11 protein-coding genes and 1 tRNA gene are annotated in these 11,479 nt (G+C 57.9%); 3 read left to right on the forward strand and 9 right to left on the reverse strand.

From position 1 onward, the window contains the following. Positions 1–7: 7 nt before the first annotated feature. From NI40_RS07455 to NI40_RS07465, 4 genes are read right to left on the reverse strand one after another with little or no spacing between them, the layout of a single operon-like run. Positions 8–1,441, reverse strand: a complete 1,434-nt coding sequence (locus tag NI40_RS07455; protein WP_039261639.1) for an AMP-binding protein — start codon at positions 1,439–1,441, stop codon at positions 8–10. Further along, entirely contained in the window at positions 1,438–2,556 is a 1,119-nt protein-coding gene (locus NI40_RS07460) for an MBOAT family O-acyltransferase (protein WP_039261642.1), read from the reverse strand. The genes NI40_RS07455 and NI40_RS07460 overlap by 4 nt, the downstream gene beginning before the upstream one ends. Positions 2,557–2,565: 9 nt before the next feature. After that, positions 2,566–2,688 carry a hypothetical protein gene (locus NI40_RS24390; protein WP_023335174.1) on the reverse strand — a complete coding sequence of 41 codons (123 nt, stop codon included), beginning with the start codon at positions 2,686–2,688 and terminating at the stop codon, positions 2,566–2,568. Next, a complete protein-coding gene (locus tag NI40_RS07465) occupies positions 2,685–3,821 on the reverse strand; it encodes a D-alanyl-lipoteichoic acid biosynthesis protein DltD (protein WP_039262125.1) in 1,137 nt (378 codons plus the stop codon). Before NI40_RS07465 ends, NI40_RS24390 begins: the two co-directional genes overlap by 4 nt. A 276-nt stretch (positions 3,822–4,097) precedes the next feature. On the opposite strand from NI40_RS07465, the gene NI40_RS07470 reads away from it, so the two are divergent. Further along, positions 4,098–4,185 (forward strand) — tRNA-Ser (locus NI40_RS07470). Between the two features lie 44 nt (positions 4,186–4,229). Here NI40_RS07470 and NI40_RS07475 read toward each other — a convergent pair. Genes NI40_RS07475 through hpxO form a run of 3 tightly spaced genes read right to left on the reverse strand, consistent with a single transcriptional unit; the run spans position 4,230 to position 7,383 of the window. Further along, complete coding sequence (locus NI40_RS07475) at positions 4,230–5,165, reverse strand: PDR/VanB family oxidoreductase (protein ID WP_039262127.1); 936 nt, start codon at positions 5,163–5,165, stop codon at positions 4,230–4,232. An 11-nt stretch (positions 5,166–5,176) separates the two neighbouring features. Continuing rightward, positions 5,177–6,211 carry a molybdenum cofactor-independent xanthine hydroxylase subunit HpxD gene (gene hpxD, locus NI40_RS07480; RefSeq protein WP_039261644.1) on the reverse strand — a complete coding sequence of 345 codons (1,035 nt, stop codon included), beginning with the start codon at positions 6,209–6,211 and terminating at the stop codon, positions 5,177–5,179. 17 nt (positions 6,212–6,228) lie between these two features. After that, positions 6,229–7,383 carry an FAD-dependent urate hydroxylase HpxO gene (gene hpxO, locus NI40_RS07485; protein ID WP_039261646.1) on the reverse strand — a complete coding sequence of 385 codons (1,155 nt, stop codon included), beginning with the start codon at positions 7,381–7,383 and terminating at the stop codon, positions 6,229–6,231. Between the two features lie 239 nt (positions 7,384–7,622). Here hpxO and uraD point away from each other — a divergent pair, with 239 nt between their 5' ends. Next, on the forward strand, positions 7,623–8,123 hold the full coding sequence (gene uraD, locus NI40_RS07490) for a 2-oxo-4-hydroxy-4-carboxy-5-ureidoimidazoline decarboxylase (protein WP_039261648.1): 501 nt from the start codon (positions 7,623–7,625) through the stop codon (positions 8,121–8,123). Then, positions 8,120–8,443 (forward strand): hydroxyisourate hydrolase, encoded by a 324-nt coding sequence (uraH, locus tag NI40_RS07495; protein WP_033145142.1) that lies wholly within the window; start codon positions 8,120–8,122, stop codon positions 8,441–8,443. Before uraD ends, uraH begins: the two co-directional genes overlap by 4 nt. Here the strand turns inward: uraH and guaD are convergent. Beyond that, positions 8,423–9,739, reverse strand: a complete 1,317-nt coding sequence (gene guaD, locus NI40_RS07500; RefSeq protein WP_039261650.1) for a guanine deaminase — start codon at positions 9,737–9,739, stop codon at positions 8,423–8,425. The two genes, uraH and guaD, sit on opposite strands and share 21 nt — an antisense overlap. Positions 9,740–9,841: 102 nt before the next feature. Further along, positions 9,842–11,338, reverse strand: a complete 1,497-nt coding sequence (locus NI40_RS07505) for an NCS1 family nucleobase:cation symporter-1 (RefSeq protein ID WP_023335187.1) — start codon at positions 11,336–11,338, stop codon at positions 9,842–9,844. Between the last annotated feature and the right edge of the window lie 141 nt (positions 11,339–11,479).

Raw genomic sequence — 11,479 nt, forward strand, 5'->3', positions numbered from 1 at the left:
GGAGTCATTAATTTGTGCGGGCGTAAGCGTCCAGCAGCTTGCGGTCAATTTTGCCGTTAGGATTCAGCGGCAAAGCGTCTTTTACGATAATTTGTGAAGGCACCATATAGTGCGGAACGACCTTCGACAGCGATGTTTTGATGGTGTCCGGCGCCATATCCGTCACGCAGAACGCGGCAATGCGCAGTACGCTGCCGCAGGATTTCATCAGCGGCAGGACCACCGCTTCGTTGATGCCGGACATGGCCAGCAGGCGGTTCTCGATCTCGTTGATTTCAATACGGTAGCCGTTCAGTTTGACCTGGCTGTCGTTGCGGCCCTGGCAGTAGATCAGCCCCGCCTCATAGCCCAGATCGCCGGTACGGTAGCCGCGAAACGCTTCATCTTCCCGACGGAGTAATTTCGCCGCGTTCTCCTGCGGCAGGCCGAGATAGCCGCGCATGACGTTTTTACCCCAGATAATCAGCTCGCCGTCGGCGGAAATTTCCATTTTGCTCTCAGGCATCATGACCCCCACCGGCAGCACGGCGCTGTCGCTGTTCAGGATCGCATCCGTGATTTCAACCACGGTCGTCGCAATCGTCGCTTCCGTAGGGCCATACGAGTTAATGATTTTGGCCTGCGGGAAGCGGCGGCGAAGCTGTTTAACCAGCGCTTTATTGAGCACTTCACCAATGAAGATAAAGACGTTGAGCGCGGGCAAATACTCGCTGTTGAACTGCGGGGAAAGCAGCTGCTGGTATGCAAAAGAAGGGGTGGAAACCCAGGCGGAGACCGCGTTGCTTTTCAGTCGCTCCAGCCAGTTCTCTTTCTGAATGTCCTCTTTGGCGTTCAGCACGATGTGTCCGCCCATCGCCAGATTCGCCAGCAAAGGGATCAGGGAGAGGTCAAAGCTGAATACCGCGTGGTTCATCAGGACCGGTTTTTCCGGCAGTGAAAAGTCCTGGCTGACCCATTTCATGAAGTGCCATACGCTTTCACGCCCAATCTGCACGCCTTTAGGTTTACCGGTGCTGCCTGAAGTAAACATGATGTAGGCCAGATCCTGCTCCTCCAGTACCTTGCCCGGTTCCCCGGTGGCGATGAACTGCCGGGTCACGACGTCGTAATAGTAAGGGGCGCTGGCCAGATGGCAGATCTCCCGAAGGCGCTCCTGCGGATAGATGCAGTCCACCGGGATGTACGGAATGTTGTGCAGCAGGCAGCTATAAATCGCCACGGCGAAATCGGCCTGCTGGTGTCCGTACAATACGACCGGCGTACCGGCAGCAGGCTGGCAGCGCTGATAGCGCTGCGCCCAGTCCGTCACGGCAGCGGAAAGCTGTAGCCAGCTTAAGGCTTCGTCGCTGCCGCTGATGGCCAGCTGCTGCGGGGAGGCGGGATCGCATAATGCCGCACGTAAGAAATCCTGCAGTTCCTGAAGATCGGAGTGATTTTTCATAGAGGTGACATTCCACTAAAGATGTAAAGGGATCCTGCGGCGCTTCCCAGCGTCAGAATTCGCCCTAAAAACGCAACGGCCGGATACTGCAGGCCGCGGTGCAATGCCGGGCTGCGTTTGGCTGACCACAGCAGCATATTGTGAGCGACGGAAATCGCGCCAAACAGCGCGCCGCTGATGACGTAATGGCGTTCCAGGCCATTCCATGCCCCCATGCAGAATAAGGTGCAAAAAATACCGATATTTTGCGCCAGCGTTTTGTTCTGACGGAAAAAGTTGAATTTCATCAGGTTCATATAAACGGGCATAAAGACCACATCGCGCAGCCATTCAGACAGGCTGATGTGGAAGCGGCGCCAGAAATCCTGCGGGTTCTTTGCCAGAAGCGGCATGTTGAAGTTTGCCGGAATGCTGAGCCCAAACAGGCGGCCCGCGCCGATGGCCATATTGCTGTAGCCCGCAAAATCAAAGTACAGGTAGGTGCTGTAGGCAATCGACATCACCACGCCCACGGTCAGCGTAAACGGCTTATGGCTCCAGGGCTGCACGACAAGGGAATCAATCAGCATGGCAAACAGGAACTTCTGGACAATGCCGGTAATGATTTGCTCTAACGCGACTAAAAACTGTTCGCGGTTAAGGGCAAATACGGGCTTGCTGACGTCACTCATCCACGTCCGCCAGCGGTACATTGGGCCGGCCAGGATAATAAAGGGCATAAACAGATAACAGAAATAGTGCAGGAAATTCTGACCTTCTTTTTTACTGCGATAGAGCAGCACGTCCAGCGCGCGGAACGTCATAAAAGAGAGGCCGATCATGCCCAAGTGGTTATTTAAATGTAATTTCACCAGCAGCAGCGGCAATAATGTCAGAATGACCGCCTGCCACGTTTTTAACCATCCCTTCTCTTTAAGCGTGGCAAAAACATAAAAGCTGAAAAAAACGGCGACGGGGACAATATAATCGCCCTGAAATATATATCCCCATCCCAGCGCCGTCAGCACCGAGAGCGCAGATAACCAGGTCAGACGATGGCGCAATACGCGATTAACCAGCGCAAACGCCAGCGCGGATGAAAACAAATAAACAAAAAACATTCCTGAGCTGTACATTATTCGGCCTCAGAACTTTTGATATTCAAAATGCAGCTGCATACTCATGCTGTCATCGACAGAGGTCCACGCGACGATGGTGATCGCCAGCAGGAGATAAAGGAAAAAAAGACGGATCGCGATTTTCATCATTTAAAACTCTGTGCAATAAAGCGAATCATAGGAACCCAGGCCAGTTCGGAAGGGTGCAAACGATCCCAGTTCCAGCCATTCTGATAAGGCATGGCGTACATATCTAAATAAGGGATCTGGTTTTTTTCCAGAATGGTTTTTATTTGTTTATCAACCGGACGGAAGGTATCGGTATTGTAAAGCGCCCAGGGGTTAACCGGGTCGACGATAGCAATCACCTGCACGTGGTGTTCCTTAAGCAGCTGGACGGTTTTACTGAAGGCGGCGATTTGCGCAGGCACGACCGGCGTGTCATCCCACTGCTGCCGCGTACTGTCCTCCTCGTAAATCGTTTTGTCCATCCACAGGGTGGCCGCGCTCTGCTGGCGTTTTTTATTTAACTCGCGCGCATTCGCCAGCTCTTTGTCCCAGTCGGGGGCAATGTGGGCGACTGGCTGCTGCGGCCAGGGCTGTACCGTCTGGGGCGTGATGTTGAGCAGCGCCAGCCAGTCGTTTTTTATTAGGGTGCAGACGTTGGCAAACTGGAAGCTCAGCTCGTCCCACATCAGATCGGGGTGCCAGCCAAAGACGCGCATTTGGCCGAAGGTTAAATGGCTTATTTCTTTACTATCAATATGCTTTAAATAATTAACCAGCAGCGGGCGCGCCTGCGGATCCTTCATCAGCGGATTAAAAATAGAGCCGGGGAAATTATCGGCATAGATAGCCGGTGGCAGCCCTTTTGAATAAAAGCTGTCAGGAGCCAGAAGCAAAACAACTTTACTGTTTGCGTTAAGGCTATTTTTAAAACGAGAGAACAGTAAAAATTGCGTTTCATCATCGACGAACGCATCGCCATACGCCACGACGGGTTTGTGCAATTGCTTATTAAAGTAATTATATACAGCGTAATGTTCATCTTCTGAGGTGGCCACCTCAGACGCGCCAATGAAGAAAATAGCATTCCCTTCTAAGGCATGGGAAATAGTCGCAATTTTTTCCGCTTGTTCTTTCGGCGTGCCCGCCATTGATTTAATCAGCGGCTGGAAGGTGAGGGGCGGATTGAAGCTCGTCACCAGCGGGTGAACACAGAGGAACAATATGGCCAGGGTCGCCATCAGGATATGTAAGCAAAGCGTATTTTTGATTTTCATCATCAACCAGTAACACTGCATGGCAGTAATTTCTAAATCTGCGGGTACTCAGATTTATAACAATTACACAACAAATGACCGTTTATTTTTGTGGCATTCTATACCAGAGCGATTTAAAAGGATGAGCGTTGCTGTGTAACGGTATGTACAAGGGGGCTGTGACCGATGCGCGGCAAGCGTCTGGGTGATTTTTGCGCAGTCAAACGCCGGCAGGTCAAAATAGAAAAATTCCTGCTTTACAAGGGGCTAATAGATGTTTATAGTGCGCCTCACTTTGGAAGCGTGGCCGAGCGGTTGAAGGCACCGGTCTTGAAAACCGGCGACCCGAAAGGGTTCTAGAGTTCGAATCTCTACGCTTCCGCCAAATTTGAAAACCCTGCGATAGCAATATCGTAGGGTTTTTTCGTTTTACAGGGCAATCACCAGCTCCCCGGAATGGCTCCGCGAACAGCACAGCGCCACCTGCTGGTCCGTCGCGCTTTTTTCCGCCTCCGACTGCACGCTATCCCGGTGATCCACCACGCCGTCAATCACCGGCGTCAGGCACGCCCCGCAGATCCCCATTTCGCATGACAGCGGCACGTCCACGCCGTTTTCCTGTAGTACCTGAGCGATGGTCTTATCCGCAGGCACCGGCCAGCGCTCCCCGGTGGAGGCGAGTTTGACCGTAAAGATCTCGCCCGCGTCACCGCGTGCGGCAGGGGCCGCGGGCTGAAACGCCTCGCTGTGGAGATGGCCATCATCCCATCCCCTGGCCGTCGCCACGTCTCGCACTTTTTCCATAAACCCTGCCGGGCCGCAGATCCAGGCGTGAAGCCCCGCCTCAGGTGCCGGGAGATGCTCTGCCAGCGCAGTGCGCGGGCTGGCGGTATGAATCTGGCACTCACCGAACCGGGAGAGTTCGCGCGCAAAGGCCGCGCTTTCGCGGCGTTTGACGTAATAGTGCAGCGTAAACGGCGTTCCGGCCGCCTTCAGCTGCAGGGCCATCGCATACAGCGGCGTAATGCCAATGCCTGCCGCCAGCAGCAACACCCGCTCAGCCTGATGCAGCGGAAACAGATTGCGCGGGGCAGAGATCGCTAATTTCTGCCCGGGTCGCAGCGTCTCGTGAACGTAACGCGATCCGCCGCGCGAGGCGGTTTCCCGCCCCACGCAGATAAGATAGCTCTCGTCTCCACACGCACCGGTCAGGGAATACTGGCGCACCGCGCCGCAGGGCAAGTGGACATCAATGTGCGCGCCGGGCTGCCACGCCGGCAGCGCGTTACCGTCTTCAGCCACCAGCCTGACGGCGAGGCTTTTGTCGCCCTCGCGCCACAGCCCGTCAACAATTACGCTCAGCATATCGGCCTCCGTCATACGAGGAAAAATTCGCCAAAGCCCATCTTCTTCAGTCCCCGACGGTAGGCAATTGAGCTCTTATCGGCGGGAATATGCGCTTCCAGCGTCAGATCCAGCGGCAGACTTTCCGGGCGCTGGGTTTCGACCATCAGGCGATCCTCTTCAAAAATGCGCAGATTGAAGGCATGCACATCCTCCACCGGAATATGCAGGTCAAAGTTACGCGCGATAGGGGCGAACATGCGGGTGACGCGCGATGACACGGGCGACGCGGCGTTCATGATGACCAGTCGCGATTCTCCCGGAAAATGAATCGTCAGGGTGGCGGTAAACGGCAGATGCATTTCAAAATGGCGCAGCCACTGGAACCCTTCCGGCGCCTGCACGGGTGAACTGGCGGGATAGTTGCTCACGGAGCTCCAGTAATCGGCAACAAAACCGAACGGCGTCTCCTGCGGTTGATAGGTGGGGACCCGCTGATTATTGGGGTCGGCAAAGGTATCGGTGTGGATCCAGGCAAAGTGCGCCACGTCCAGAAACCCCTCTACCTGACGACCGGCAAAGCCGTTCACCTCAAACGCCGGGCAGTTGATCTGCTGAAATCCGTCGTCATCCCAGTGCTGCATGGTGGGCAGCGGCACAGGATTGTCCGGGTCAAACGCCAGGCAGGTCCAGATCAGGCCGAAGCGCTCCTCCACGGCGTAGTTAATCAGGTTCAGCTTCGCCGGAACGGGCTGGTCGGGGCTGGACGGAATACGGTTGCAGCGCCCGTCCTCCCCGAAGCGTAAGCCGTGGTAGGGACAGATAATCCCGTACTCATCGTGAAAGCCGAGCGTCAGCGGCACGCCGCGGTGCGGGCAGACGTCACGGGCGACCACGACCTTGTCGTTAATCCGGTAAATCACCAGCTGTTCGTCCAGCAGGGTCGCCTTGACCGGCGCCGGGCCGACGTCGCAGGCGCGCGCGACCGGATGCCAGCATTTCGCCAGGCGCAGCCAGTCCTCTGGCTCAAACGTGCAGTGGGCGGGTGGAGTCGGTTCTCTTTTCATCGTTGTCCCTCTTGCGTTCAGCCTAACGGGCCGCCCTGAATGGTCTCGCACAGACCGTTGATGATGCGCTCACCGGTCTCCTCTTTGAGCTCCTGATACCAGGCCTGCGTCAGAGCCATGTCTTTCCCGTGGGTGACGTCGCAGCGTTTACGCGCCTTCAGCACCAGGTCGCGCACCCGGTCGCAGCGCAGCGCTTCGTACTGGCGCAGCGCCAGCGTAATGCTGTGGTTTTCACGCAGGCACTCACCCAGCACCACGGCGTCTTCCATCGCCGCACAGCCGCCCTGGCCGATATCCGGCGTGGTGCTGTGCGCGGCATCGCCGAGCAGCGCGACGTTGCCGCGCACCAGGCTGTCGAACGGCTCAATGTCGTGGATTTCAATGCGGTTGGTCGTTTCAGGATCCAGCGCCGCGATAAGCTTCTGCACCGGCGGGGCCCAGCCGCGGAAGTAGCCCGTGAGGTCGGCGCGCAGGGTGGTGCGATCCTCCGCCAGGCCCGCGGGCAGCGGTACGTCAAAAAAGAAGTAGAAGCGTCCGCCGGAGACGGGCATCAGCGACACGCGTTTGCCTTCGCCAACGAAGGTGGTCCACTGGTGCGCCGGGGCGATCTCTTCGTCAATCTTCACCAGCCCGTTCCAGTTCACGTACCCGGCGTAGCGGCGCTCCGGGGTGTATCCCAGCACGTACGGGCGAACCGCCGAGTGGCTGCCGTCGGCGGCAATCAGAAAATCGCCGGCTGCCGTGGTGCCGTCGGTGAAGGTCACGCTCACGCCCGCGTCGTCTTCGCTTACGCGTTCGACGCGCTTGCCGAACTGCACCCTGTCGCGCCCCCAGAAATCCAGCATTTCGCGCTGAAGCTCAGCGCGCGAGACGGGGCAGGGGCGCCCGCCGGTACGCTCAACCAGCGGGGCAAGGCTGAAGCGGGTCAGGGTCTCGCCGCGCCGGTAATCCTTGTAGGCCATAAAACGCATCGGACCGCCGTAGGTCTCGATGATGTCGCCCATGCCGAGGTGCTGCATGCATTTCACGCCGTTAGGCCAGATGGAGATGGCCGCCCCGACGGGCCTGATCTCTTTGACGGCTTCAAACACGGTACAGTCGATGCCCGATTTCTTCAGCGCGACGGCGGCGCTCAGGCCGCCAATACCCGCACCAATGACGATTGCTCTCATGCTTCTCTCCTTTTGCAGGGTGTAAAGACATTCAGCAATTTGCGTACCAGGCTGCAGAGTGGCGAAAACGGCGTTGTGGGGGCGACGTTTGCACTGCTAAGGTGCGCAAACGCGGTGAGCGTGCCTTTTTTTGAATCAAAAATTTCCAGTTGAGCTATACGGAATCGACTGTTTCACGCCCGCGCTCAGAGTGGCGTGGTTTGTGCAATAACCCGGAGGAAGACAATAAAGGAGACGCTATGATCGCACTGCACGACTTCAATCATCTTCCCCACGAAAAGGCGTTAGCGCTGATTCACCCCTGCGTGGCGCTCCCCGAGTGGGCCGATGCGCTGGTTCGCTGGCGACCCTACGCCAGCCGGGAGGAATTGTTCGATACGGCAAACGCGTTGACGCAAAACTGGGACGAAGCGGCGCTGGCGCAGGCCCTGAGCGCCCATCCGCGCATCGGGGAAAAGCCCGCAGGTTCACAGGCGGAGGCGGCACTGTCGCGCCAGGAGCAGGGCGCGGTGAATGAAGGCGATGCTGCCCTTGCCCGGGCGCTGCGCGAGAGCAATGCCCGCTACGAGGCCCGCTTCGGACGCGTCTTTCTGATCCGCGCGAAGGGCCGCAGCGGCGAGGAGATTTTACAGGCGCTGCACGCGCGGCTGGAGAACAGCGACGCGCAGGAAATCCGTGCCGCGCTGGAACAGCTGCGGGAAATTACGCTGCTACGGCTGGAAGGAGTTATTAGCGAATGAGCACACTCAGCACCCATATTCTTGATATCTCGACGGGCAAACCCGCACAGGGCGTGACGGTCCATCTCGAACGGGAGGGCGAAATAATGGCCTCGGGCGTGACCAACGTCCAGGGACGTATCGCCGCGTTCGTTCCCTCTCTGCCCGCAGGCCGCTATCGGCTGGTGGCGGAGATCGGCGCGTGGTTTAGCGAAACCGGTCGCGACACGCTATATCCCTGCGCGCAAATTGATTTTGTGACGGGAGAAGCGGCAGACGAGCATTTCCATCTGCCGTTTGTGATTGCGCCCGGCGGATGGTCAACCTACCGGGGAAGTTGACCATACCCGCTCGCCGTTGACCCAGGTCTCGCTGATGTTGCGCTCGTCGCCGAGGGTCATCAGCACAAAAAGCTGCTCGTAGATATCCTGACAGCGGCGATTGCGCAGGCGCTGCAGCGGCGTCACGTCAGGGTCGATCACCACGAAATCCGCCTCTTTGCCGGGCGCGAAGTTGCCAATCTTATCGTCGAGCCGGAGGGCGTGCGCGCCGCCCAGCGTGACGTGGTAAAACGCCTCGCTGGCGCGCAGGCGGTAGCTCTGAAGCTGGCCGACCTTGTAGGCTTCCCCCAGGGTGCGCAGCATGCTGAAGGTGGTGCCCGCGCCGACGTCGGTGCCGATGCCCATCCTGACCTTGTGCTGCCAGCAGGCGGGCAGGCGAAACAGCCCGCTGCCGAGAAACAGGTTAGAGGTGGGGCAAAACGCCACAGCCGAACCGGTGTCATGCAGGCACTGCCACTCGCTGTGGTGAAGGTGAATCGCGTGGGCAAACACGCTGCGCTCGCCGGTCAGGCCGTAATGGTGATACACGTCCAGATAGCGCTCGTGCTCCGGCCAGAGGTCGCTCACCCAGGCCACTTCGTTGGGGTTTTCGCTCAGGTGGGTCTGCATCCAGGTATCCGGGAACTCCTCTCTGAGCAGGCTGACCGCGGCGAGCAGCTCGGGGGATGAGGTCGGCGCAAAGCGCGGGGTAATGGCATAGCCCAGCCGTCCCCGGTGGTGCCAGCGCTGGATCAGCGCCCGCGTCTGCCGGTAGCTCTGCTTCGCGTCTTCGCTCAGGTAGTCCGGAGTGTGTCTGTCCATCATCACCTTTCCGGCGATTAGGCGCATGTTGAGGCGCAGGGCTTCGGTAAACAGCGCCTCGACCGATTCCGGATGCAGCGTGCAAAACACCAGCGCGGTGGTGGTGCCGTTGCTTACCAGCTGGTGAATGAAAAATTCGGCGATCTCTTTCGCGTAGGCTTCATCGGCAAACTGGCTCTCCACCGGGAAGGTGTAGGTGGTCAGCCACTCCAGCAGCTGCTCGCCAAAGGCGCCGATCATCTCCGTTTGCGGATAATGGACATGGGTATCGACAAAACCGGGCAGCAGTAGCTTACCGCGCAGGTCGGTGTAGCCCTTGTGGGGGTCAAGATACTGCTCGCCCTCCTGCCACGGCATGTGCGCCAGAATTTTTCCGTTCTGTATAAACAGCACCCCGTCCTCAAGGTAGCGCGCGTGCCGGGCAATCGCGTCTGCGCTGTCGCAGACCTGGGCAATATCAAAAAATGCGCCGCGGATCGCTGTCTGGTAATCCATCATGGTTCCTGCCTTATTATGTACATAACGGGGTGATAAGGCTCAGCAAGAACGGTGCCAGAATGAACGGGCCGCAGATAGGCTGCGGCCGGAAGGAGGGGGTTACTCTTTTTGCGTGGCCACGCGTGAGCCGAACGACGTCGCGCCCGCCGTCTCGCGATCTTCCCGCGCCAGCCAGCGGTAGGTCACGCCGCCGAGGAAGACGCCGATAAACCAGCTGAAGTTCGCCACCTCATGCAGGGCCGGAATAAAGCTGATCACCAGGCCCACGGCAACGGACGGGATCAGCGCGCCAATGGCTTTCGGGTTGAAACCGTTGCGGTACCAGTATTTGCCCTTTGGCGTGTCGTCGAACAGATCGTCAACCGACACCTTGCCGCGCTTAATCAGGTAGAAGTCGGCAATCAGAATGCCGAACAGCGGGCCGATGAACGCCCCGAGCACGTCCAGGGTGTAGTGGATAAGCTCCGGCGAGTTGAACAGGTTCCACGGGGTGAGCAGGATCGAGCCGACGGCGGCAATCATGCCCCCGGTGCGGAAGCTGATTTTCTGCGGCGAACAGTTAGAGAAATCAAACGCCGGGGAGACGAAGTTCGCGACGATGTTGATCCCGATGGTGGCGGTGATCATCGTCAGCAGGCCAATCGCCACGGCCAGATCGTTGCCTACGCGGCTGACGGTTTCGATCGGGTCGGTGATCATGCGCCCAAACAGCGACTGGGTGCCGGAGACAATCACCACGGTGACGATGGAGAACAGCAGGAAGTTAAACGGTAGCCCCCATCGGTTGCCGCGGCGGATCTCGCCCATGCTTTTGCCGTAGCGGGAGAAGTCGCCAAAGTTGAGCAGCGGGCCGGAGAAGTAAGACACCACCAGCGCGGTTGCGGTGATCATTTGCCAGGTCTGCTCGCCCGCGCTCAGGGATTTGCTGGCGAGAGTGAAGGAAATGCCGTCAAAACCGGTCTTGTATACAATCCAGCCTGCGAGGGCCAGCATCACCACGTAGACCGCCGGACCGGCGATATCAATAAAGCGCTTGATGGCGCTCATGCCGTGCCAGAAAACCATCGCCTGCAGTACCCACATAATGGCAAAGCAGATCCAGCCGAGATGCGACAGACCTAGAAATGCGCCGGTGGTGAGCGAAGAGAGCGACGGCCAGAACTTCAGCGCCACCAGCATCAGGGCGTTGGCGGCCAGGTAGGTCTGAATGCCGTACCACGCAAAGGCGATCAGCCCGCGGATCACCGCCGGAATATTGGCCCCGAACACGCCAAACGCCTGACGGCTGATTACCGCGTAGGGCACGCCCGCCATCTGGCTCGGTTTGGCTACCAGGTTGGCGCACAGCTGCACGATGCAAATCCCCACCAGCAGGCACAGCAGCACCTGCCAGCTTGCCAGCCCGAGCGTAAAGAAGCTCGCGGCGACAACATAACCCCCCATGCTGTGAACGTCCGACATCCAGAACGAAAAGATGTTGTACCAGCTCCAGTTCTGGTCACGCGTCGGTGCCAGATCCTCATTGCAAAGACGTGGGCTGTAAACCGCACCGGAATCAGCGGCCGTACCCTGTTGCGCGTTTTGACTGTTTGGCATGAAACCTGCTCCTGTGAATGAAAACCCGTTAAGCGGGAGTGCAGACGGTGTTGCAGGATCCAGGCCAAAATAATAAATCTTGTATGCAATATTTTATTTTTATGTATACGATTCGATAACGAAGAGTAAAAGACGGAGTGG

The sequence above is a fragment of the Enterobacter sp. E20 genome, from assembly GCF_000801755.2.
In the GTDB taxonomy this organism is placed as follows: Bacteria; Pseudomonadota; Gammaproteobacteria; order Enterobacterales; family Enterobacteriaceae; genus Enterobacter; species Enterobacter asburiae_B.

Bases quoted from the DNA above. Each gene is read 5' to 3' on its own strand.
- NI40_RS07455 (WP_039261639.1), bottom strand. From the start codon at position 1,441: ATGAAAAATCACTCCGATCTTCAGGAACTGCAGGATTTCTTACGTGCG.
- NI40_RS07460 (WP_039261642.1), bottom strand. From the start codon at position 2,556: ATGTACAGCTCAGGAATGTTTTTTGTTTATTTGTTTTCATCCGCGCTG.
- NI40_RS24390 (WP_023335174.1), bottom strand. From the start codon at position 2,688: ATGATGAAAATCGCGATCCGTCTTTTTTTCCTTTATCTCCTGCTGGCG.
- NI40_RS07465 (WP_039262125.1), bottom strand. From the start codon at position 3,821: ATGAAAATCAAAAATACGCTTTGCTTACATATCCTGATGGCGACCCTG.
- NI40_RS07475 (WP_039262127.1), bottom strand. From the start codon at position 5,165: ATGCTGAGCGTAATTGTTGACGGGCTGTGGCGCGAGGGCGACAAAAGC.
- hpxD (WP_039261644.1), bottom strand. From the start codon at position 6,211: ATGAAAAGAGAACCGACTCCACCCGCCCACTGCACGTTTGAGCCAGAG.
- hpxO (WP_039261646.1), bottom strand. From the start codon at position 7,383: ATGAGAGCAATCGTCATTGGTGCGGGTATTGGCGGCCTGAGCGCCGCC.
- uraD (WP_039261648.1), top strand. From the start codon at position 7,623: ATGATCGCACTGCACGACTTCAATCATCTTCCCCACGAAAAGGCGTTA.
- uraH (WP_033145142.1), top strand. From the start codon at position 8,120: ATGAGCACACTCAGCACCCATATTCTTGATATCTCGACGGGCAAACCC.
- guaD (WP_039261650.1), bottom strand. From the start codon at position 9,739: ATGGATTACCAGACAGCGATCCGCGGCGCATTTTTTGATATTGCCCAG.
- NI40_RS07505 (WP_023335187.1), bottom strand. From the start codon at position 11,338: ATGCCAAACAGTCAAAACGCGCAACAGGGTACGGCCGCTGATTCCGGT.